The 21,754-nt window shown below is 65.5% G+C and carries 22 protein-coding genes; 15 read left to right on the top strand and 7 right to left on the bottom strand.

The features are described 5' to 3' along the window. The first annotated feature begins 99 nt into the window (after positions 1 to 99). Together AC5RVY_RS13880 and AC5RVY_RS13875 are read left to right on the top strand one after the other, a co-directional pair. Entirely contained in the window at positions 100 to 1,356 is a 1,257-nt protein-coding gene (locus tag AC5RVY_RS13880; RefSeq protein ID WP_493955288.1) for a D-arabinono-1,4-lactone oxidase, read from the top strand. A 47-nt stretch (positions 1,357 to 1,403) separates the two neighbouring features. After that, a complete protein-coding gene (locus AC5RVY_RS13875) occupies positions 1,404 to 1,739 on the top strand; it encodes a hypothetical protein (RefSeq protein ID WP_493955287.1) in 336 nt (111 codons plus the stop codon). Between the two features lie 63 nt (positions 1,740 to 1,802). Here the strand turns inward: AC5RVY_RS13875 and AC5RVY_RS13870 are convergent, their stop codons facing one another. Beyond that, positions 1,803 to 2,336, bottom strand: coding sequence for a MarR family winged helix-turn-helix transcriptional regulator (locus tag AC5RVY_RS13870; protein WP_493955286.1), 534 nt, complete (start codon positions 2,334 to 2,336; stop codon positions 1,803 to 1,805). 273 nt (positions 2,337 to 2,609) lie between these two features. Here AC5RVY_RS13870 and AC5RVY_RS13865 point away from each other — a divergent pair, with 273 nt between their 5' ends. The 3 genes from AC5RVY_RS13865 to AC5RVY_RS13855 are packed head-to-tail and all read left to right on the top strand — an operon-like array spanning position 2,610 to position 4,554. After that, positions 2,610 to 3,467 (top strand): hypothetical protein, encoded by an 858-nt coding sequence (locus tag AC5RVY_RS13865; protein ID WP_493955358.1) that lies wholly within the window; start codon positions 2,610 to 2,612, stop codon positions 3,465 to 3,467. Further along, positions 3,464 to 3,895, top strand: a complete 432-nt coding sequence (locus tag AC5RVY_RS13860) for a phage holin family protein (protein WP_493955285.1) — start codon at positions 3,464 to 3,466, stop codon at positions 3,893 to 3,895. Before AC5RVY_RS13865 ends, AC5RVY_RS13860 begins: the two co-directional genes overlap by 4 nt. Continuing rightward, on the top strand, positions 3,892 to 4,554 hold the full coding sequence (locus AC5RVY_RS13855; protein WP_493955284.1) for a DUF3618 domain-containing protein: 663 nt from the start codon (positions 3,892 to 3,894) through the stop codon (positions 4,552 to 4,554). The genes AC5RVY_RS13860 and AC5RVY_RS13855 overlap by 4 nt, the downstream gene beginning before the upstream one ends. 100 nt (positions 4,555 to 4,654) lie before the next feature. On the opposite strand, the gene AC5RVY_RS13850 is transcribed toward AC5RVY_RS13855, so the two are convergent. Continuing rightward, on the bottom strand, positions 4,655 to 5,455 hold the full coding sequence (locus AC5RVY_RS13850; protein ID WP_493955283.1) for a LysR substrate-binding domain-containing protein: 801 nt from the start codon (positions 5,453 to 5,455) through the stop codon (positions 4,655 to 4,657). Between AC5RVY_RS13850 and AC5RVY_RS13845 the strand changes: the two genes are divergently transcribed. Continuing rightward, the gene (locus tag AC5RVY_RS13845; RefSeq protein WP_493955282.1) at positions 5,454 to 5,849 is read left to right on the top strand and encodes a DUF5997 family protein; all 396 of its coding nucleotides are present in this window, start codon (positions 5,454 to 5,456) and stop codon (positions 5,847 to 5,849) included. The two genes, AC5RVY_RS13850 and AC5RVY_RS13845, sit on opposite strands and share 2 nt — an antisense overlap. Positions 5,850 to 5,980: 131 nt before the next feature. Here the strand turns inward: AC5RVY_RS13845 and AC5RVY_RS13840 are convergent, their stop codons facing one another. Genes AC5RVY_RS13840 through AC5RVY_RS13830 form a run of 3 tightly spaced genes read right to left on the bottom strand, consistent with a single transcriptional unit; the run spans position 5,981 to position 9,756 of the window. Continuing rightward, the gene (locus AC5RVY_RS13840) at positions 5,981 to 7,723 is read right to left on the bottom strand and encodes an acetyl/propionyl/methylcrotonyl-CoA carboxylase subunit alpha (protein WP_493955281.1); all 1,743 of its coding nucleotides are present in this window, start codon (positions 7,721 to 7,723) and stop codon (positions 5,981 to 5,983) included. Further along, on the bottom strand, positions 7,720 to 9,363 hold the full coding sequence (locus AC5RVY_RS13835) for a 5-oxoprolinase subunit B/C family protein (RefSeq protein WP_493955280.1): 1,644 nt from the start codon (positions 9,361 to 9,363) through the stop codon (positions 7,720 to 7,722). The genes AC5RVY_RS13840 and AC5RVY_RS13835 overlap by 4 nt, the downstream gene beginning before the upstream one ends. 12 nt (positions 9,364 to 9,375) lie before the next feature. Continuing rightward, positions 9,376 to 9,756 carry a VOC family protein gene (locus AC5RVY_RS13830; RefSeq protein ID WP_493955279.1) on the bottom strand — a complete coding sequence of 127 codons (381 nt, stop codon included), beginning with the start codon at positions 9,754 to 9,756 and terminating at the stop codon, positions 9,376 to 9,378. A gap of 164 nt (positions 9,757 to 9,920) precedes the next feature. Between AC5RVY_RS13830 and AC5RVY_RS13825 the strand changes: the two genes are divergently transcribed. Together AC5RVY_RS13825 and AC5RVY_RS13820 are read left to right on the top strand one after the other, a co-directional pair. Continuing rightward, on the top strand, positions 9,921 to 10,520 hold the full coding sequence (locus AC5RVY_RS13825) for a hypothetical protein (protein ID WP_493955278.1): 600 nt from the start codon (positions 9,921 to 9,923) through the stop codon (positions 10,518 to 10,520). Between the two features lie 72 nt (positions 10,521 to 10,592). Next, complete coding sequence (locus AC5RVY_RS13820) at positions 10,593 to 11,192, top strand: DUF6919 domain-containing protein (protein ID WP_493955277.1); 600 nt, start codon at positions 10,593 to 10,595, stop codon at positions 11,190 to 11,192. Positions 11,193 to 11,196: 4 nt separating this feature from the next. On the opposite strand, the gene AC5RVY_RS13815 is transcribed toward AC5RVY_RS13820, so the two are convergent. Together AC5RVY_RS13815 and AC5RVY_RS13810 are read right to left on the bottom strand one after the other, a co-directional pair. Beyond that, positions 11,197 to 11,679, bottom strand: a complete 483-nt coding sequence (locus AC5RVY_RS13815; RefSeq protein WP_493955276.1) for a pyridoxamine 5'-phosphate oxidase family protein — start codon at positions 11,677 to 11,679, stop codon at positions 11,197 to 11,199. Positions 11,680 to 11,775: 96 nt separating this feature from the next. Next, the gene (locus AC5RVY_RS13810; protein ID WP_493955275.1) at positions 11,776 to 13,161 is read right to left on the bottom strand and encodes a flavin monoamine oxidase family protein; all 1,386 of its coding nucleotides are present in this window, start codon (positions 13,159 to 13,161) and stop codon (positions 11,776 to 11,778) included. A gap of 141 nt (positions 13,162 to 13,302) precedes the next feature. Here AC5RVY_RS13810 and AC5RVY_RS13805 point away from each other — a divergent pair, with 141 nt between their 5' ends. The 7 genes from AC5RVY_RS13805 to AC5RVY_RS13775 all read left to right on the top strand — a co-directional run bounded on the left by AC5RVY_RS13805 (position 13,303) and on the right by AC5RVY_RS13775 (position 21,733). After that, positions 13,303 to 14,028: a TetR/AcrR family transcriptional regulator gene (locus tag AC5RVY_RS13805; RefSeq protein WP_493955274.1), complete on the top strand. Its 726-nt coding sequence runs from the start codon at positions 13,303 to 13,305 to the stop codon at positions 14,026 to 14,028. 70 nt (positions 14,029 to 14,098) lie between these two features. Continuing rightward, positions 14,099 to 15,304, top strand: a complete 1,206-nt coding sequence (locus AC5RVY_RS13800) for an MFS transporter (RefSeq protein WP_493955273.1) — start codon at positions 14,099 to 14,101, stop codon at positions 15,302 to 15,304. A 486-nt stretch (positions 15,305 to 15,790) separates the two neighbouring features. After that, positions 15,791 to 17,071 (top strand): ABC transporter substrate-binding protein, encoded by a 1,281-nt coding sequence (locus tag AC5RVY_RS13795; protein WP_493955272.1) that lies wholly within the window; start codon positions 15,791 to 15,793, stop codon positions 17,069 to 17,071. An 81-nt stretch (positions 17,072 to 17,152) separates the two neighbouring features. Beyond that, the gene (locus AC5RVY_RS13790) at positions 17,153 to 18,040 is read left to right on the top strand and encodes a carbohydrate ABC transporter permease (protein WP_493955271.1); all 888 of its coding nucleotides are present in this window, start codon (positions 17,153 to 17,155) and stop codon (positions 18,038 to 18,040) included. Continuing rightward, positions 18,040 to 18,987, top strand: a complete 948-nt coding sequence (locus AC5RVY_RS13785) for a carbohydrate ABC transporter permease (RefSeq protein WP_493955270.1) — start codon at positions 18,040 to 18,042, stop codon at positions 18,985 to 18,987. Before AC5RVY_RS13790 ends, AC5RVY_RS13785 begins: the two co-directional genes overlap by 1 nt. Before the next feature lie 67 nt (positions 18,988 to 19,054). Continuing rightward, a complete protein-coding gene (locus tag AC5RVY_RS13780; RefSeq protein ID WP_493955269.1) occupies positions 19,055 to 20,107 on the top strand; it encodes a LacI family DNA-binding transcriptional regulator in 1,053 nt (350 codons plus the stop codon). Positions 20,108 to 20,146: 39 nt separating this feature from the next. Continuing rightward, positions 20,147 to 21,733, top strand: coding sequence for a glycoside hydrolase family 32 protein (locus AC5RVY_RS13775; RefSeq protein WP_493955268.1), 1,587 nt, complete (start codon positions 20,147 to 20,149; stop codon positions 21,731 to 21,733). Positions 21,734 to 21,754 lie beyond the last annotated feature (21 nt).

Here is a 21,754-nt window from a genome sequence, read left to right as displayed (position 1 = left end):
GAGGGGAAGCTGTGGGGCGCGGAAGCACCTTGACACTCATTGTTGTTAGCGCTGACAGTGGAGGAGGCAAACCCACAACCCCCACCGGAAAGCTGGCTTTTGAAGAACTGGGCAGGAAACCTCGAATACTCCTCAGCGCACATTGAGCGTCCGGAATCCGTTGCGGAGCTGGCCCGAATAGTGGAGCGGGAAGGGCACGTCAAGGCCTTGGGATCCCGGCACTCCTTTAACCGGGTGGGGGACACCGACGGTGTGCACGTGCTGCTCGATGCCCTGCCGCAGAGGATCGAACTGGACCCTGAGCGCGGCACTGTTTTTGTCAGCGGGGGTGTCAGCTATGGAGCGTTGTGCCGCACACTGGAGCAATCCGGAGTGGCCATCCACAACCTGGCGTCCCTTCCCCATATCTCGGTGGCAGGCGCGGTCCAGACCGGAACGCACGGCTCCGGAGTCAACAATCCCTCGCTGGCCGGCGCAGTGCAGTCCATTGACCTGGTCCGGCCCTCGGGTGAAAGTGTCACGTTGACCCGGGCCGATGGCGACGAGTTCCTGGCCAGCGTGGTGGGCCTGGGCGCCCTGGGCATCGTTACCGGCCTGGAACTGACAGTCCAGCCCAGTTTTCCCATGCGCCAGCGCGTTCTTGAGAACCTGCCGTGGGAACGGGCGCTGACCGACTTTACCCGCATCATGTCCAGCGCCTACAGCGTGAGCATGTTTACCGACTACACGGGCGAAACCATCAGCCAGGTGTGGCTCAAGGCGCTGGCCTCGGAACCCCCGCTGGCCGAGATGTTTGATGCCACGGCCGCCACGCGGCCCCGCCATCCTCTGCCTGACATGTCCGCTGAGAACTGCACCCTCCAGCTGGATGAGCCGGGGCAGTGGCTGGACCGGCTGCCGCATTTCCGGCACGAGTTCACTCCCAGCAAGGGCGAGGAGCTCCAGAGCGAGTTCATCCTGCCGCTGGAACACGCGCCGGCGGCACTCCGGGCAGTACGCGGCCTGGCGGACAAGCTGGCGCCTCTGCTGTTTGTCTCCGAGATCCGCACCGGCGCCGCGGACGAATTCTGGCTGAGCCCGTTCTACCGGCAGCAAAGCGTTGCCCTGCATTTCACCTGGCGGCCGATGCAGCCCGAGGTGGAAGCACTCCTTCCGGACCTTGAGGAGGCCCTGCGGCCCTTCGGCGCCCGGCCCCACTGGGGCAAGCTGTTCTCCCCAACCGGGCACGACTGGGAGTCTTTGTATCCCCGGTTCGCGGAGTTCAGGTCCCTGGCCTCGGCCCACGATCCCGACGGGAAGTTCCGGAACGGGCTCCTGGATCACATCCTCGGCGTGCCGGCAGCCAGCGGCCGGTAACCGCGCGGGCAGGCAAGGCCCACACCGGCCATTGCTAGGGTGGAACCATGAATCCCCGCCTTGCCGCCCTGTCCGCCGTGCCCCTGATGCTGCTGCTCGCCGGCTGTGGCGCCGTCGAGGAAGCTGCCGGGAATGCGGCCAGCGACGCCGCCTCGAAGGTGGCCACGGCCGCTGCTGACGAAGTCAACCGGCAGATCTGCGCCGTGGTCCAGGACGGCCTGGTCAGCGTGGAGGACAAACGGGCCCTTGGCGGGCTTGTCTCGGCTGCCCGAACCGCCGGTGTACCCAGTGAAATTACGACGCCGCTGGGCCAGATTGCGGAGGCCGGAGACCAGGTGCCGAGCGACTCCGTCCAGGCTTTGAAGGATGCCTGCGCAGCCTGACCAGGATCCCCGGAACTGCCTCCTTTGACGGCAGCGTCCTTGCCCCGCCCTTCACTGCTGCCGTTACGGGTGGGGGTGGTCCAGTCCCCGGAAGCCATGGCCACGAGCTCCCGGCAACCGGCGGGGGGTGCGGTGGTGATCGGGGGCTACAAAGGGAACCACCTCCGGGTCCCGGCCGGGAGGCACGGCCCGGATGAACTTGGTGAGTTCGTCCTGCAGAACCTTCCAGGAGATCTCCGGATCGTCCGGATAGGCATCTCTTTCGGCCTGCCGGGCTGCCTCAAGGGCCGCCCGGCCCAGATCGGTGAGCTCCACCTTAAACTGCCTCCGGTCAGTGGACTGGCGGGTCCTGGTGAGATGTCCTGAGCCTTCAAGCCGGGTGAGTACCCTGCCCAAGGTCTGGCTCTGCACCCGGACAACTTCGGCAAGCTGCTCCTGGTTGAGTGGTCCTGCAGACAGCCCCTCCAGGGCTATGACAGCTGCCCGCGTCAGGCCAAGGGGCGCCAGAGCATCATCCTGACGCCGTTGGACCAATCGCGCCGCCAACGTAATAAGGCGGTAGCTGTTCCGTGCATCCGGATCGAGGTTGCTCGTCATCGGCCGCGGCCTTTCCTATAGGTGGCGAAGTACGGGTGGCATTACCCCTTTATGCGTCGCTACCTACCTACAATAAGCATGCTTAGCATCCTGTTCGCAAGTACGCTTACTATCCGCCCCGCCACTTGCCCCTCAAACCCAAGACTCTTGACGGGCCCCCTTGCAATCCAAATGGGAAGTGTGCTTAGTATCTAAGTAGTAACCCTGCTTACTAACTACAGCCAGCACTGCTGGTTCTTGATCGCCAGCTGACCCTTTGTGAAAGAGAGCATGATGACAGAGAACCAATGGCCCCAGACACCCAACCCCGCGATCTCGGACCCTTACGGCGCTTCCGAAGCAGGAGTTGAAGACACCTACGCCACTTCGGCCGGTACCGGCACCGCCGGCACCTCCAAGAAAGAGGCGGCCAAGGAAGAGGCTTCGAACGTGGCCGGCCAGGCCGCCACTGCAGCCCAGGGGGTAGCCCAAACTGCCAAGGAAGAAGCTGCGAACGTAGCCGCCGAGGCCAAGAACAGCGCGCAGGATCTGCTGTCCCAGGCGAAGTCCGGATTGACCAGCCAGGCCGGAACCCAGCAGCAGAAGGCCGCCGAGGGCATCCGGACGATTTCCAGCCAGCTGCAGAGCATGGCGGACGCCCCGGACCAGCAGGGCATGGCCAGTGACCTGATCCGGCAGGCTGCCCAGCGCAGCGAATCGGTCGCTTCCTGGCTTGAGAACAAGCAGCCGGGCGACTTGCTCGGCGAAGTCCAGCGGTTTGCACGGAACCGGCCGGGCACCTTCCTCCTGCTCGCAGCAGGCGCCGGTGTCCTCGCCGGCCGCCTCACCCGCGGCCTCACTGCAGGGGCCTCCGATTCCCAGGGTGGCATCCAGTCCACCCCGGCCCAGCGGCCCGTCCAGTCCGCGCCGGTAGCGCCGCTCCACCAGGAGACGGTGTACGCCGCAGGAACTGACGACCTGTTTGCTGAGCCGGTGGTCGGCACCGGAGCGCCGGTATCCACCAGCACGCTGCCCTCCGGCACCGCCGAGGACAGCCCGCTTCGGTTCGAAGATGACCCGTACCGTGACGAGGACGGCAGCTACCACGCTGCCGACGGCACCTACCGGTCCACGGAAGGACGCCAGCTGTGAGTAGCCAGATTCCGGAGACGCCGCCGAGTGCGGCGCATGTGAAGGCGGACAACGCGTCGCTGGGTGAGTTGCTGGGTGATGTGACCCGGGACCTGTCCACGCTGATGCGCCAGGAAGTGGAGCTGGCCAAGGCCGAACTCAAACAGTCCGCCACCAAGGCCGGCAAAGGCGGCGGGATGCTCGCCGGCGCCGGCGTGGCCGGGCACTTCGTCCTGCTCTTCCTGTCCCTGGCGTTGATGTTCGCCCTGGGCGCCCTGATGCCGCTGGGCTGGGCCGCCGTGATCGTGGCCGTGATCTGGGCCATCGTCGCCGCGGTCCTGGCCTCGATGGGCCGCAAGGAACTCAAACAGGTCCAGGGCATCCCACAGACCAGTGAAACACTCGCAGAAATTCCCCCAACCCTAAAACCAGGTGAGGTAAACCGATGAGCGAAAACCCGGACGCAATCCGTGCAGACATAGAAGCAACCCGGGCCCGCCTGGGCACCAACGTGGACGCGGTGGCGGACAAAGTCACCCCGTCCAACATCGTCCACCGCCAGACGGACAAAGTGAAGGACGCCGTCAGCGGAGTGAAGGAGCGCATCATGGGAGCAGCAGACTCAGCAACGTCCTCGGTCCAGGACAAGGTCCACTCCGGCGCCGGGCACACCTCAGGGGCCCTGCATTCCACCGGGGACACCCTGCACGGGGCCAAGGACACGGCCGCCGCCAAACTCTCCGACGCCGGCACCGCGATCTCCCAGGCACCGGACCAGGTCAAGGCCAAGACCCAGGGCAACCCCCTGGCCGCGGGCCTGATCGCGTTCGGCGCCGGGATGCTCGTCTCGTCCCTGATCCCGGCAAGCCAGAAGGAACGCGAAGCGGCCCAGCAGCTTAAGACCGCCGCCGAACCCCTGGCCACCCAGGTCACCGACGCGGCCAAGGACATGGTCCAGGACCTGAAGGAACCGGCCCAGGAAGCCATGGAAAACGTCAAAGCCACCGCCACCGACGGCGTCCAGAACGTCAAAGCCGAAGGCCAAGGCGCCGTCACCGACGTCAAAGACCGCGCCACCGACGCCAAAGACCACGTCCAAAACACCTAAGCATCACAGCACCTGGGACGGTTCAGGTTGAGGCAGGCCGGCTCCGCAAGGGGCCGGCCTTCCGGCGTTCCCAGAGCCTCCCGCCGGGCAGGGGCGCTGCTTAGCGTTTGCCTTTTTTCCGTGAACCCTTGCCCCGGCCCTTATCCGGGTTGGGCGCGTATCGCTGGGCAACCTTCGGAGCCTTCTTGGTTCCGCTGCCGCGCCGGTCAGGCTTGGGATCCTTTTTGACGTTGACGGGCTGTGCGGACGGTTGGCGGGAGCTTTGGGCGGTCCGCCCCCGCACGATCCCGATAAACTCCTCGATCACCTCGTCGGTTGAGTCCGTGGGCCATGCGACGGCAATCCCGGTGGCGGGTGCCCCGGACAGCCGCCTGGCAACTGTGTCCTTGACGTTGAAGTGCCGGGCAACGGACATGGGCAGTATCACCAGTCCGGCGCCGCTGGCCACCACCCGCAGGGCGGCCTCGGGACCACCCAGCGCGGCCGCGTCCAGGAACGACTCCTCTTCGAGGTCGGCGAGCGCCACTTCCTCGAACACCGAAATTTCGTGGCCCTTCGGGGCGACCACCACGGGCTGCTCCTCATAAAGCGGGATCACGCTGAGGCCCTCGCGGTCCACGGGAAGGCGGACGAAGCTGAGGTCCGCGGAACCGTCACGCAGCACCTGGACCTGTGCGCCGTCGTCAGCCATAAATGCCTCGAGTGGGACGTGCTGCACCCGCTCCTCCCACCGGCGGATCCATTTCCCGGGCGTGACGCCTGCCACGTAGGCGACGCGAAGGACGCGGGGAGCCTCCGCAACGGCAGGATCGGCAGGCCCTGAAGGGGCGGCGTCTGGCTGGGAGGCATTCTCGGTGGGCACGTCTTCACAGTACCGTCCGCCCGGATACCCTTGAAGCATGACCTCTGCAGACTCCCAGTCCATGAAGCCGGCCACCGTTGCCAAGAAACTTGGCATCTACCTGCCCGCAACACCGCAGGAGTTCCAGGAATCAACCATCACGCGCGCCGAATTCGCCGAACTCCAGGCCAATCCGCCGGAGTGGCTTGCCGAACTGCGCCGCAACGGTCCGCACCCCCGCCCGGTGGTGGCCCAAAAGCTGAACGTCTCCATCAGTGGCCTGGCCCGCGGCGGTATTGAGGACGCACTGACGACGGCGGAAATCACCGCACTGCTGCAGGCTCCCCCGGCGTGGCTGGTCACCGAGCGCGCCACCCACGCGGCCGTCCGCGCCGAGGCCAAACGCGTTAAGGAAGACGCTGCCAAGAAGGAAGCAAAGCGGGCGCGCGCCTAGGCCACAGGCTCCCGGCTCCGCCACGAGCAGTGGAGCTGGGCCACCAACGCGGCTCGCGCTCCACGTAATGGCTGTGAAAGCCGGGCGCGAAGCACGCGCGCAACCCAGGCGCGAAGCAACCGGCGGCGGGATCAGCCGATGGTTGCCAGGACTTCTCCGCGGGCGACGGCGGTTCCCGGCTTTTGGCCTCCCCTTGCCACGGTTCCTGCCCGGTGGGCTGCCACAGTGGTTTCCATTTTCATGGCTTCCAGCACGGCGACGGGTTGGCCGGCTGCCACCTCGTCACCGCTGTCCACGAGCCATTTCACCAGCGAGCCGGCCATGGGCGAGGAAAGCTCGGCGTCCTGGCCTTCGGTCGCAGCGGCGTGCGAATGGGCTGCCGCAGTAAGGGAACCACGGCCGCTGACCAGTGCTTCATAGATCCGGGAAGGCAGCCCCAACTGGACCGCTTTTCCATCCACTTCCACGGTGACGGTGGTCCGTTCCGCGCCAGGGGCAGTGCGGGCAATTTCCGGGGAGGCCGTGAGGGGCTCGGCGAACTCGTTCTCAATCCACGTGGTGTGCACACCCAGCCGGTCTTCGGCGGTGAAGTCCGGGTGGCGCACCACTGCCCGGTGGAAGGGAAGCACCGTGGGCAGGCCCTTGATCTGCATCTCGTCCAGGGCGGCCCGTGCCCGGCGCAGCGCCTGGTTCCGGTCTTCCCCGTGCACGATCAGCTTGGCCAGGAGCGAATCGTAGTGGCCGGAAACCACGGACCCCGACCGGACGCCGCTGTCCACCCGGATACCGGCGCCCGTGGGGGGCTCGAAGGCCTCCACCACGCCGGGTCCCGGCAGGAATCCGCGAGCGGGGTCCTCGGCGTTGAGCCGGAACTCGATGGCGTGTCCGCGCGGTTCAGGGTCTTCAGTGAGGGAAAGGGTTCCGCCCGCAGCTATCCGGAACTGCTCCCGGACCAGGTCCACCCCGGACGTTTCCTCCGTGACGGGGTGCTCCACCTGCAGCCTGGTGTTGACCTCGAGGAAGGAGATGACGCCGTCCTTGCCCACCAGGTACTCCACCGTTCCGGCGCCGTGATAGTCCGCTTCGCGGCAGATGGCTTTCGCCGATGCGTGGATCTGCGCGCGCTGGCCTGCCGTCAGGAAGGGGGCGGGGGCCTCCTCGACGAGCTTCTGGTTCCTGCGCTGCAGGGAGCAGTCGCGGGTCCCCAGCACCACAATGTTGCCGTGGGTGTCCGCCAGGACCTGGGCCTCAACGTGGCGCGGCTGGTCAAGGAAGCGTTCAACGAAGCATTCTCCCCGGCCGAAGGCCGCCGTGGATTCCCGGACTGCCGAATCGAAGGCATCCTCGACATCCTCGAGGCGCCGGGCAACCTTGAGGCCCCGCCCGCCGCCGCCAAAGGCCGCTTTGATGGCCACCGGCAGGCCGAACTCCCGGGCGAAAGCCAGGACTTCGCCCGCGTTGGCCACGGGCCCGTCGCTTCCGGGCACCAGTGGAGCACCCGCCCGGACAGCGATGTCGCGGGCGGTCACCTTGTTGCCCAGCGCCCGGATGGATTCGGGGGTGGGCCCGATCCAGGTCAAGCCGGCATCCAGCACCGCCTGGGCGAAATCGGCGTTCTCCGAGAGGAACCCGTACCCGGGGTGCACTGCGTCAGCACCTGAACGGCGCGCCACGGCAATGATTTTCGCCATGTCCAGGTAGGTATCGGGACCGGTTGAGCCACCCAGGGCATGAGCTTCATCTGCCATCCGCACGTGGAGGGAGTCGGCATCGGGGTCTGAGTACACCGCCACCGATTGCAGCCCGGAGTCGCAACAGGCACGGACGATCCTGACGGCAATCTCGCCGCGATTGGCAATCAGGACCTTTTTCATGACGAGATTCCTTCGGGAACGGTGTCTTTGGCGGGTTGGGCAAGGGGTTTCAGCGTTTCGGGATCAACCACCCTGAACTGGATGCCGCTGCCCGGCGGAATCTGTGCCGCGGTGGGAAGGTCTTCGGGGATCACCACTGCTATCACGGGGTACCCGCCCGTGACGGGGTGGTCGGCGAGGAAAATGACGGGATGCCCGCTGGGCGGAACCTGGAGGGCCCCGGCCACTGCACCTTCACTGGACAACTCGCCTGTACGGCTGCGTCCAAGGGCGCGGCCGGATTCCGGAACGAGCCGGACCCCGATCCTGTTCGACTGGTCCGAGACGCGCCATTGCTGGCCGGTGAGGTCCCGGACCGCCTCCTTGGTGAACCAGTCGTCCCGGGGCCCAAGGGTCACCCTGAGTTCGGTCACCTCAGCACCGACCCGCAGCGTAAACGGCTCGGGTTGGCCTACCGCTGTCCGCTCGACGACGGCAGCCACGGGCAGCCAGGTGCCCGCAGCCAGCGGAGGAGGACCAAGCCCGGACATGGTGTCGGTGGACCGGCTTCCCAGGACGGGCGGAACATCGAATCCGCCGCGGGCAGCAAGGTAGGTGCGCAGTCCGCGGGATGGTGCACCCACGGTGAGGCTTTCGCCGTCGAGCACCGCGAAGGGAGAGCAGGGGTCGGGGCGGCGCAGCACTTCCCCTTCGGGAGAGCGGATCTCCAGGGGAGCGGACGCCCCGGTGACTGCGGCCACCTGGTCCAACACCGCCCTCACGGTGAGGCCGCCGAGGAGATTTTCGACGACCGCGGCAGCGGGCTGGTTTCCCACCAGCCTGTTTGCCTGGCGGGCTGACTGCTGGTCGGCAGCGCCGGCAGCGGAAACGCCGAGGTCCCCGAGTCCCGGCCGGCCCAGATCCTGCAGCAGGGATTGCAGGCCGGGCTGCAGGATCTCAAGTCCGGAGTGGACGGTTTCGGAGCCGCCCGTTTCTATTGCGGCCGAAGGAGCGTGTGCCGTCCCGGAAGCCTGCAGGGGCACGGAATCAACTGCCACGTACCGGACTTTGTCGCCGGGCCGGACCAGGGCAGGCTGCTCCCGCTCCAGGTCCCACATCCGTGCCGCGGTCCGGCCAATCAGTTGCCAGCCGCCCGGTGACTGGCGTGGATAAACAGCAGAAAACTCGCCGCCCAAGGCAACAGCACCGGCAGGAACAGCTGTGCGCGGGGAAGGCCTGCGGGGGACGGTCAGGGAACTGTTCTCCCCCACAAGGTAGGCGAATCCGGGCGCGAACCCGCCAAAGGCGGCCGTCCAGAGCTGGCCGGTGTGGGCCTCCACAACGCCGTCTGCGCCCAGCCGCGTGAGGCGTCCCACCTCGGCGAGGTCTTCGCCGTCGTACACCACCTCGATGGTGATTTCGCGGCTCCCGGCCTGGCGGACGGCATCGAGCGGAAGATGTTCGACGGCGGCGCGCGCCCGGTGTGCGTCCACCTGGCTGGCGAATTTCACCAGGACGGTGGCGGCGGCGGCCACGGCGTCCAGCTGCCCCGGGAAAGGAGCGGCCTGGACGCGTTGGTGGAAGGCAAGCACGGAGTCAAGATCCGTCAGTTCCACCAGCAGGGCGCGTGGACCGGCCCAGCGGATTCCGGTGATGCTCATACAAAACTTGGTTCAGTCCTGGTGCAGCTGGATGAAGTTGCCGCAGCCGTCGTCGAACACCGCGCTGATCCCGGACGGATCCTCAGCCGGCCCACTCTTGAACGTGACCCCTTCCTTCACCAGCCGCTCATACTCAGCCTGCACATCCGGAACGCCGAAAACGATGGCCGGCAGACCCGCTTTGTGCAGCGCGTTCATGTAGTCCGCTGCGATGGGGTTGTCGCTGGGTTCCAGCAGGAGTCCCACCGAGCCCTGGTCCGCACCGGGGTCCTTGATGATGAACAGGTTGTACTCCGGCATGGCCATCAGCGTCTCGAAGCCAAGTGTTTCCGTATAGAAGGTGTGGGCGGCCGCTGGATCCTGGACGTGGATGCTGCACATTTTCAGTCTCATGGGTCCCACGGTACGTGCCGTAACGAATGTCGGGGAAGGCCTTGTGGCCTGGCCGCCCTGCCGCCTTCGGCGCTGGCGGGGCCATTGACCGCGGACCGGGAAGGCGCTCCAATGGAAGGACCAGCCCGGTGTTCCGCCCGGGCCTGTGGACGTGGAGGTGCAAGGTGGCAGCCATCGCAGAATCCCTGTTCCAGGGGGCGTGGGTTCTTCTGCTGTGCGGATCAGTGCTGGTGGTAAGCGTTGCCGGCACCGTGTTCCAGGTCCGACGGCGGGCGCTGACTGGCGAAGGCGGGGAACCGGAGCGCTCCGACCAGCTGTTCTGGGACCTGTTCCTGGGCTCGGCGGTGGCCCTCCCCGCCCTGCTCATCCCCACCCTCGCGTCCGCCTGGGCCGGGGTGTTCCTTACCGGAGCGGCTGTGGCAGCCGGAATCGCCGCCTACCGCGGCAGCCCGCGGCTGGCCGCCTGGCTTGCCGGCCGCCGGCAGCGCCGGGAATATCTGCCGGTATATGCGGCCGCCCAGGCCGAGCACAGCGCACTGCTGGAGCGCTGGCGCCGTTACGAGCTCGATCCGGCCTACTGCATTGATTTCCCCGCCATGACCGACGTGCGGCTGCCGCATACTGCCGCGGTCATCAAGGCCATGCGGGAGGCCGAGCAGCTCGGGGCCGCGCGGCACCAGGAGTACGCGCCCGCCGTCGAGCGATTTGGCCGCGCCCTTGCTGCGGCCGAACAGGCGGCAGGGATCCCTGCCGTCGGGCAGTAACTGCTGCTCCGTGCGTTAACTGCCGTGTCGCCGTCGCTGGAGTCCAGCGCCGGGGCGCCGTAGCATCCGAGGATGGAGTCACTGGAAACGCAAGACCGCGACCGGTTCGGCAGGCGGATGGAGGACCGGGGCGCCTGGCGCCAGGCCGCCACGCTGGCGGCCGCCGGCGAACTTACAGCGCGCTGGCTCGAAGGCCGGAGTGAGTTCCAGCCGGGCACCTTCACGGCAACGTACGACGACGAGACGGCGCCTATCGCTGCACGGCTTGCTGCCCTGAACCGGAATGGGCTGTTCACCAAGGAGTCGCAGCCGGGGCTGCGGTCCGCCAGCCTGGTGCAGCGCGAGTACGTCACGGGGTTCTGCAGTGCAGACGCTGCTGCGCAGCTCCTGGCCCTCTCCACCCGAAGTGAGCTGGTGACCGTGGCCCACGCCCCCGGCGAAGCCAGCAACGCCGCCATCCCGGTGACATTGGACGACGGCGAGGTGGTGACGGTCCTGGGATCCAGCGAGAACCCGGTGACCGAGGAGCAGATCCAGGACTGGGCCGGGGAAACCAACGACACCCTGGCCCTGCTGCTGGCTGATTCCTGGTATGTGGAAATCCTGGATCCGGCCTGGGGTCGGAGCAACGTGCTCCTGCCCGCAGTTCTCGACGCCCTGGCCGGTTCCTAGGTTCTTACAGTTCTACGGTGCCGCTTTCGCCCACGCTCATCCGGCTGTTGGTGACCTTGGACTTGACCCATTGGAACACCGTGGCGGCGGTCCCGCCGGGGCTGGTCCAGTACTCGGCGGAGTCGGAGTCCACGCGGAGCAGGCACACCTCGGGGGTGTCCGGACCGTCCGGGAACCACGCTTCAACGGCCTGGTTCCACATGTCACGGATCTTTGTCCGGTCCGTCACCACCTCGGCGGTGCCTGCCACGGAAACCCACTCGGTGTTCTTGCCGAAGGAAACATTCACCCGCGGGTCAGCCCGCACGTGCGCAACCTGCGAGGTGCCAAGCCCGGTGAAGAACCAGATGTCGCCGTCGTCCTTAACCTCCTGGACGGCCAGCGGCCGGCTGACGAGCGCGCCTTCTTCGTTGACGGTGGTCAACATTCCGATGTGGGAATGGTTGATGATGTCCGTAACCTTGCTGATGCTCTCGGTGTCAGTCATGTCTCACCCCGTTCGTCTGCATGCGGGGACGATCCCCACCGCCCAGCCTATTGGTAAGCATGCTTATATTCCACCCAGTGCCCTCCCCTCCTGAATTTAGGCAGGCACGGCCACCCGTGCAGCCTCGGTGATGCTGGCAGCGGTGCGGCGGCCCATGCGGATGGCGCCGTCCACGTGCTGGTAGCCTTCGGCGGCCAGGTCTGAGGAGGACCAGTAGATGGGTCCCACCGGGGCGTGCTGGTCCTTGCCGTAGCGGTGAAGGCCGCCCAGGTCGTAGCTGGAGGCGTAGGCGCCGCGGGTCCATTCCTCGGAGCCCCAGTCGGACTCGTAGTAGACCTCGGGCTCAAGTGCCTCAGCGCCCAGGAAGCCCGCGATGGACTCCAGGACGGCGCGCTTGCGTTCGTCGGCGCCCAGTTCGAACACGGCGTCAGCCTTCTCGTCCGAGATGAAGCCCACCAGCGTACCCCTGGTGTCGCCGTAGTTGGTGTTGTCGTAGACCTCCTGGACCAGGGATCCGGCACCGAAGCCAGTCCCGGACAGGCCCGAATTCCGCCAGAACGGGCGGCTGTAGACGGCGTGGACCTTGATGACCAGGCCGAGGGACTGGTGCTGGTGCATCTGGTGCTGGCGGCGCGGAAGCGGCGGGTTGAACGAGACCCGGGAGTAGAGGTTGGGGGGAACGGCCATGATCACGAACCGGGCGTTGACGGTGGCCCGCTCCGATTCGACGGTGACGCGATTGCCGCCGTCGGCGTCCGGTTCCCAGTTGATGGTGCGCACCGGGGAGTCAAGGACGACGTCGTCCCCCAGCTGCTGCGCGAGCAGCAGGGAGACCTGCTGCATCCCGCCCACTACGCGCCGGTCCAGGATGAAGTCCTCATCCGTGAGGTGGGTGAAGGACCCGGCCGAGGCAGCCATCAGCACTGCCTGCAGGGCGGAGAACGCATGGGCAGGCTTGGTGAGCATGCCCCCGGCGATGAAGAGGCCGATGTTGTTGCAGGCTTCCTCGTTGGCAGAGTGCTGCCGGAGCCAGTGGTGGAAGGAGATGGTGTCAAGTTCCCGGGCCTTCGGGTGTGCCCAGGGCTCGGTGGCGCCGATCTCTGCGGCCAGCCCGTCCAGCAGTTCGGTCAGGCGGTCCATCTCGGCTTTGGTGTCCGGATCCACGGGGAAGGTGTCCCCCGTGTAGCGGACCGGAATGCCGTCCTTGCCGATGTACATCGACTCGCCCTCGCGGTAGCGGGGGTAGGTTTGCAGGCCGAGTTCGTCCAGCAGTTCCAGGAGCACGGTCTGGTCCGGGGAGACCCACTGGCCTCCGATTTCCAGCATGGCGCCGTCCACGGTATCGGTCCAGGTGCGGCCGCCCACGCGGTCCCGCGCCTCAAGCACGGCAACGGTAAGGCCGGCCTTTTTCAGCTCGCGGGCTGCGGTAAGTCCGGAGGGCCCGGCTCCGACGACAACGACGTCGCGGTTCAGGTTCAGCATGATGTCCTCTCTTGGGTCCCCTCTCGTGTGACGGGGAGCACTAAATGAATGCCATTCATTTATTAGAACTATAGCTGCTTGGCGCCGGGACCGGAAGTGCCGGATGGAATAATGCAGGTGACCACCAAAGAAAGGCCAGTGATGCCGGCAGTACCAGCCGTACAGGGACGAACCACCCGTGAGGCGGGTGCTACCACCGGTAACGGGGGCACGGTCAGGAGGCGGGCCGGACGGCCGTCCGCTGCGCTGCTGGACAAAGCGGGGATCACCGTGGCGGCGCTGGAACTGATTAAGCGCAAGGGCTACGACGGGCTCACCATGGCGGGCCTGGCCAAGGAACTGGACGTTGCGCCGTCGGCCCTGTACAACCATGTGGCCGCCAAACGGGACGTTCTGCTTTTGGTGGAGGACCACCTGACGTCCCTGGTGGATGTGTCCGATTTCGGCTCAGCACCCTGGGAAGACGCGGTGCGCAGCTGGGCCTGGAGCTACCGGAACGTCTTCGCCGAGCACACGCCGCTGATTCCCGTCATCGCCGTCCTTCCGGTGACCGACGCGCCGCAGACCCTGGCGATGTACGAGACCGTGAGCAAGGGCTTCCTCGACGCCGGCTTCCCGCAGGAGCGCATCGTCTCCTCGATCGTGGCGTTCGAGTCCTTCATTTTCGGCTCCGCGTACGACGTCACCGCGCCCGAGGACATCTTCGACTCCGGGTCCATGGCCGAGTCCACCCCTCATTTCACCGCTGCCGTGCGGAGCGCTGCCGCTCCTTCTTCCGGTGCGTCCGGCGGACTGCCGGCGGACGCGGCGTTCGAGCTGGGACTGGAGGCGCTGATCTCGGGGCTGGGTGCGCTGCGAAGGCAGTGACCCTGGGGCTGCCATGGAACAGGGTGGCTGTGTATGAAGCGAGCACGTCTTCGGAAGGATGGAAGAACGAATGACCCGCACTGCCCGGACAGCACCTGACCGCACTGCCAGGTTCGGCTTTGCGTTTATCGGCGTTCTGCTCATTGCCGTGAACCTTCGGGTGTCCTTTGTCAGCGTGGGACCGGTACTGGCGAACATCAGCGGCGACCTGGCGCTCTCCAGTGCCGCTGCAGGATTCCTCACAGGTCTGCCGCTCATTGCCTTCGCGGTCTTTTCACCCCTGGCCCCTGGTTTCGCATCCCGGCTGGGCCTCGACCGGGCGCTGTGGATGTCCCTGTTGATTCTTGCCACCGGGATCGTGCTCCGCTCTTTGCCCCTGCCGGACTTCATCTGGGCTGGCACCGCGCTGATCGGCGCGGCCATCGCATTTCTCAATGTCCTCGTGCCCTCCCTCGTGAAGCGGGACTTTCCGCTGAAGGTCAGCCAGGTCACCGGAAGCTACACCGCCACCCAGGCCGCCGTCGCCGCGGTCGGGGCCGCCGTCGTCGTTCCCGTTACGGAATCCTCGCCGGCAGGATGGCGCATTGCGCTCGGGATCTGGGCCGGACTGGCCCTCATTGCCATGGCCGTGCTCCTGCCGTGGCTCCGCCGGCACCAACTGGGCACCGTCCACTCCCCCACACCCACGGCCCCCTACCGCTCACCCTGGGGATCGGCCCTGGGCTGGCAGGTGACGATCTTCATGGGACTGCAGTCGGTGGCCTTCTACGTCCTGATGGCATGGCTGCCAACCATTGAACAAAGCCGCGGGATCTCCGCCATAACCGCCGGTATCCATTTGTCCGTCTTCCTGCTCATCAGCGTGTTCGCCAGCCTTGCCACTGGAGCAGTCCTTCACCTGGGTGCCGACCAGCGGCCCGCATCCTTCGCGAGCAGTGTGCTCACCTTCATGACTTTTCTCGGGCTGGCATTCGCGCCGGACCTCACTTTGCTGTGGGTCCTGACCGGGGCAGTTGGGTGCGGAAGCCTTATTGTCATCGCCCTGTCGCTGTTCAGCCTCAGGACAGTGAACCACCCGCAGGCGGCGTCATTGTCCGGAATGGCTCAATCGGTGGGCTACGGGCTGGCAGCGGTAGGGCCGGTTCTGTTCGGCGGCCTCCGCGACCTCACCGGAGACTGGACGGTCCCGCTCCTTGCCATCGCAGGAAGCATGGCAGTCCTCGCCGTGACGGGTATCCTCGCCGGGCGGAACCGGACCATCAGGCCGTCCACGTGATGGTGGACGATGTCGACAACCATTACCAGCGAGCCCAGTCCCTTGGGGCCAGAATTACCTCGCCGCTGTCAGACAAAACCTGAGGCCTGCGCCAATACATGGGGAGGACCTGGTAGGCCACCGCTGGGAGTTCTTCCAACAGACAGGCTTGTTTCATCTGCGGACTGGGGCGTCGAGTTGCGCCCCTGACCCGGGGTGCCGGCCATGGCCGGCTGCAGCCGGCGCAGCTGGCCATGGCGGGGTGGTGGAGAAGTCCGTGAACATTGCGCTAGCCCCCACTGTGCCAAAACGATACTTCAACGGCTTCCCGCGGACCCGGGACCGCTCTTGACGCTGGTCGCCAGCCAAACTATTTTTCCGGACCGTGACCCTTGACACCCCTCCAACGAGCGTCTTATCGTTGGTGCCAAGTCGTTTTAGCAAAACGATTTTTCACCCCAACTACAGTCTCGCTATTTCCGTTCGAGAGAAAGTGAGTCGACAGCGATGTCCACTCGAAAGACCATCAACAGGTTCGTCACCATCGGCGGCATCTGCACCGCCGTCGCACTGGCAGCGACCGGGTGCGGCGCAGGGGGCCCGACCACCACGGGTAGCGCCGGCACCAGCACCGTCAACGTCCTGGTCGAGGCCGGCGGCCACGCCGAGCTGACCGGCGTCGCCGAACAGTGCAAGAAGGACGCCGGGATCAACGTGAACTTCGTCGAACTGCCCTACGACGGCATGTTCAACCGGCTCTCCAGCGAGTTCTCCTCCGGCAACGTCTCCTTTGACGTCGCGGCCCTGGACTCCGTCTGGCTGCCCAGCTTCAAGGACGCCGTCCAGCCCATCGACGAAATCTTCACTGACGAAGCGAAGAAGGACATTTTCCCGGCCCTCGTCAAGGAAGCGAACGTGGACGGGCACTTCATCGGCCTCCCGGCGTGGACCAACGCCGAGATCATCCTCTACCGCAAAGACCTCTTCGAGGACGCCAAAAACAAGGCCGACTTCCAGGCCAAGTACGGCTACGAGCTCGCCGCGCCCACCACGTGGAAGCAGTACCAGGACATCGCCGAATTCTTCACCCGTGACGGCATGTACGGCACGGACGTCAAGGGTGGTGTCGAGACCGAATGGCTCGCGCACGTTTTGCAGGCCGGCTCTCCGATGATCCTGGATGAGAACAACAAGGTGGTCATCGACAACAAGGCACACAAGGAAGCCCTGGACTTCTACGTCAGCCTCACCAAGTCAGCTCCGGCCGGTGCCGCACAGGTGGACTGGGCAGCCGCCCAGAACCTGTTCAACCAGGGCAAGACCGCGATGACCCGCTTCTGGGCCCACGCCTACCGCCAGATCCCCAAGGACTCACCGGTGGCCGGCAAGGTGGGAACAGCTCCCATGATCGCCGGATCCGCGGGCATTGGCGGTGTGCCGGGACCGTGGTACCTCACCGTCCCCAAGGCAACGAAGAACACGGACGCTGCCAAGAAGTTCATCAAGTGCGCCTACGACAACAACAGCATGGGCATTGAATCGAGCCTCGGCCTGGCGTCGCGCATCTCGGCTTTCGAAAAGTACCAGGACAAGGCAGGCTACGAAAGCTTTGGTCCCCTGATCGAAACCCTTAACGGTAAAGCCACCGCCACCCGCCCCGCTACCGAAAAGTGGCAGCAGATTGTGGACACGGTACTGGTCCCCATGCTGCAAAAGGCTGTGGCCGGCGGTGACTCCGCAACCCTCCTCGCAGATGCCAAGAAGCAGATCGAGGACCTCATCAAGTAAGATCCCCGCGGCCGGCACCTGCCGAAGAGTCACAGCAAGTCCAGTGCCGGCCGCGGCCCCCAACCAGCGGAAGAGAAAACCGTGCGTATCTCCGATCGCCGCTTCGCGATGTTCCTCATGGCACCAGCGGCCCTGTTCCTGGCAGTGTTTGTCGCCTTTCCACTGTTCCGCCTCGTGGCGGACAGCTTCTTCAAGATCTCGCCGATCGCAGGCGGCCCCCGCGACTTTGTAGGGCTGGATAACTACTTCCGGGCCTTCGCCTCAGACGCCTTCGTGGGTGCCGGGTGGCGCACCCTGGCCTACACCCTGGTGGTGGTCACGCTCGAATTCGCCCTGGGCCTGGGAATGGCACTGCTGTTCACCACCCTCGGGCGCAGTTCCCAAATCTGGCGGACAGTCTTTATGTACCCGCTGATGATCGCCCCGATCGTGGCAGGCCTGCTCTGGAAGTTCCTGATGGTCGATAACTTCGGCCTCATCGGAACTCTCCTGCACCAGGCCGGCATCCTGTCCAACCCCAACCAGATCGGCTGGCTCTCGGACCCGGGCATCGTGCTCTATTCCGTGGCCATTCCGGACATCTGGCTGACCACGTCGTTTATGTGCCTGGTGCTTTTCGCCGGCCTGCAGAACATCCCCGGGGACCTGATCGAAGCCGCCCGCCTGGATGGCGCGCGCGCACCGGCCATGCTTTTCCGCATCATCCTCCCCCTCCTTCGCCCGGTCATCGCCGTCGCACTGGTGGTCCGCGGCATTGATGCAGCCAGGGCGTTCGACACCATCCTCATCCAAACCAACGGCGGCCCCCAGTCCGCCTCCGAAACCATGAGCCTGCTCATCTACCGGACCATGATCCGCTTCGGCGATCCCGGGCTGGCCAGCGCCATGGGCACCCTCTACCTGCTGGCCATGCTGGCTGTCGCTTTTGTTGCGGTATCCACCATCTGGCGGCCAGGAAAGGACAGCTGATGCGCGTCGCTGAAAAAACAAGGCACGACGCCGGGGCGCCGGCGGGAGTGCCCGGGGCACCTGCCCTGCATACCGCCACGCGTAGCGGGAAGCGGCGCGGCGTCAACCGCGAAGGCCTGGAAGCCGGCAGGCGGAGCACCAGGACCCTCCTCTGGGTCCTCCTCGCGGCAGCGATGGTGCTCTACAGCTTCCCCTTCCTGTACCTGCTCTTCACGTCCTTCAAGACCCCCATCGATACCATCGCCGTGCCGCCCACCATCCTCCCCAAGGAATGGACGCTGGAGAACTACACCAACGCACTGGGCCGCAGCGGAGTCCTTGCCTCCTTCATCAACAGCATCCAGACGGCCGTCATCAGCACCGTGCTGTCTCTGGTGCTGGCGGTCCCGGCCGCCTACGGCATCACCAGGTACAAGACCCTCAGCGGCCGTATCTTCATCATGGCTGCACTGGTTACGCGGATGGTGCCGCCCGTGGCCATCGGCATCCCGCTGGCCTCGATGATGGCCTCCATGGGCCTGTCCGATACACCGATCGCACTGTCCATCGCGCATACCACCATCTCGCTGCCGCTCTCGATCTGGCTGATGTCCAGCTTCTTCGAAGCGGTGCCCAAAGACCTGGAAGAAGCGGCCACTGTGGATGGTTGCAGCAGGCTCGGAGCCCTGTGGCGGGTGGTGATCCCGGTAGTCTCCGGCGGCATCGCCGTCACCGCGATCTTCGCCTTCCTCGCCTCGTGGAACGAATTCCTCTTCGCACTCCTGATGACGGCAATCCGCTCCCAGACCACACCCGTGGTGATCGCGAACTTCCAGACCCAGTTCGGCCTGGACTGGGGATCCATGACGGCGCTGGCCGCCGTCTACTCCATCCCCGTCATCCTGCTCACGCTCCTCTTGCAGCGCAAGATCGTGGCAGGCATGACGCTCGGGGCCGTCAAGGGCTAGACATGGCAACGAGTAGCCTACTGGTAACCCCGACGGGCATCACAAACCATAAGGACGTGGGAGACAGATGAGCAACAAGAACATCGGCATCAAGGACGTGGCCGTCGCCGCCGGCGTCTCCGTGACAACTGTCTCCCACGTCCTCAATGAGGTGTCCTACGCCCGGATCAGCCCCGAGACCCGGGACAAGGTCAGGACCGCGGCTGAGCTGCTCGGTTACGGCCCCAACCGCCTGGCCGTGGCCCTGCGGACACAGCGGACCGGCATGCTGGGCCTGGTCAGCGAGGACATTGCCACCACACCCCACGCCGGCCGGATCATCCTGGGTGCCGACGAGGCTGCCAAGGCGCGGGGGTACAGCCTCATGATCATCAACACCTCCGGCTCGGCAAGCCTGGAGTCCCGGCAGGCCGACGTCGAGGCCCTCCTGGAACGCCGGGTGGACGGAATCCTCTACGCCACCATGTATCACCGCAACGTGGAGCTCCCGGCCAACCTTGGCACCGTGCCCTCCGTCCTGGTGGACTCGGTGGCCACCGGAGGCAACATCACCGCCGTCATCCCGGACGAGGAAGGCGGCGCACGGGCCGCCGTGGGAGCGCTCCTCGAAGCCGGCCATACCCGGGTTGGCTTCATCAACAACACGGATGACGTCCCTGCTACCCGCCACCGGCTCAGGGCCTTCCGGGCCATGTTGAACGAGGCGGGGCTCGACGGCGATGCGGCACCTGTCGAGTCGGAGGTATCCGAGGTGCACGGGGGGTACGAGGCGGCCAAGCGGATCCTCGCACGCGGGGACCGCTCCCAAATGCCGACGGCATTGTTCTGCTACAACGACCGGATGGCGATGGGCGCCTACCGCGCCGCGGCCGAGTTGGGACTGGCCATCCCCGCTGACCTTTCAATCGTCGGCTTCGATGACCAGGAATTGATCGCCGCCAACCTCCACCCGGCCCTGACCACCGTGGCCCTGCCCCACTACGAAATGGGTGCTTGGGCCACTGAGCATCTCATTGACGCCGTGAAGGGGAAGACCGACCTTTCCCTCATGGCACTTCACCCGACCATTCTGGGCTGCCCCCTGGTGCGCCGTGATTCCATTACGGCTCCCCGCCAATAGGCAGCCAACCCCTTCCATTTCCCAAGAGGATCAACAGACATGTCCAGCTGCCTTGATGCCGCACGCCCGGAAACAACCCCGGCAGAAACCTCCAGGTTTCGGCCTGCCATCCACTTCACGGCAAGGGATACGTGGCTGAACGATCCCAATGGCCTGGTTTTCCACAACGGCCTGTACCACCTGTTCTTCCAGAACAACCCGTTCGGCAACGTCTGGGGCAACATGTCCTGGGGACACGCCACCTCCACTGATTTGCTGCACTGGACAGAACATCCTGTGGCCATTGCCTGCGACGGGACAGAGGACATTTTCTCCGGCAGCATCGTGGTTGATGAGGAGAATACGTCCGGCTTTGGAAGCGCCGACGAACCAGCCCTTGTAGCTGTTTACACCAGCGCCTACAAGCCAGCATCCGAGCACCACGGCACGCAGGCCCAATCCCTGGCGTACAGCACCGATTGCGGAATGACGTGGCAGAAATACGACGCCAACCCCGTCCTCACCAGGGGATCGGCGCACTTCCGCGATCCCAAAGTTTTCCGCTACCGGGAGGGTGAAGAAGGCGCCTGCTGGATCATGGTCGCGGTCGAAGCGCAGCATCAGAATGTCGTTTTCTACCGCTCGGCCGATCTCAAGTCGTGGGAGTTCCTGAGCGGCTTCGGCCCGGCCAACGCGGACGCCGGCGAATGGGAGTGCCCGGACCTGTTTCCCCTGGCGGTTGACGGGGACCCGGACAACGTCAAATGGGTACTGATCGTCAACGTCAACCCCGGCGCCGTGGCAGGAGGTTCCGGCGGACAATACTTCGTGGGGCACTTCGACGGCACGCACTTTACGCCTGACCCCGGTTCACTGGCCGCGCCGGCAGGACTGTCCTCCCTCACTGACCCGGACATGGCTGCTGCAGCTCTGCAGCAATGCCTGTGGCTGGACTGGGGACGCGACTGCTACGCCTCAGTATCCTTCAGCAACCTCCCGGGCAACCGCCGCATCATCATCGGCTGGATGAACAACTGGGACTACGCCAACGAGCTGCCCACCTCCCCTTGGCGGTCCTCAATGACCCTCGCCCGCGAAGTGAAACTCACGGCAGTCAACGGCTCGGCCCGCCTCATCCAGCAACCGGTCCTGGCCGACTCCTGGGCAGGAGAAGAGCCCCATGCTGCCCAGGACCTCATGCATTTAGACGCCTGCGAGCTGCGTAATTCAGCGCTCCGGTTGCCGGATGCGGTACCCGGCAGCGCCCACGTCATCGAGGCAGAGGTACTTCCCGGAAGCGCACAACGGTTGGTTTTCCGTCTGTTCGGAAGCAGCGACGGGACCAAGGGCACCACCCTTAGCTACAGCCCGGACAGCGCCCAGCTCATCCTTGACCGGACAAATTCAGGAGACACCGGCTTCCATCCAAAATTTCCTTCGATCGAGTCCGCACCACTTGAGCTTGAAGACGGTCTGCTCAAACTGCTCATCGTCGTCGACCATTGCTCGGTGGAAGTATTCGCCCAGGGCGGCAAGGTGGTCGTGACCGATCTCATCTTCCCGGAGAAAGAAAACCGGGAGAACTGGCTATGGGCTGAGGGAGGCTCAGCAACAATACTGAAGCTGGCGGCCTCAACACTTGCCTGACCGCAGCCGCGACATTGATCG

The sequence above is a fragment of the Arthrobacter sp. Ha26 genome, assembly GCF_059091705.1.
The sequence above is the reverse complement of the archived record's forward strand: the minus strand, read 5'-3'. Positions and strand labels throughout refer to the sequence as shown.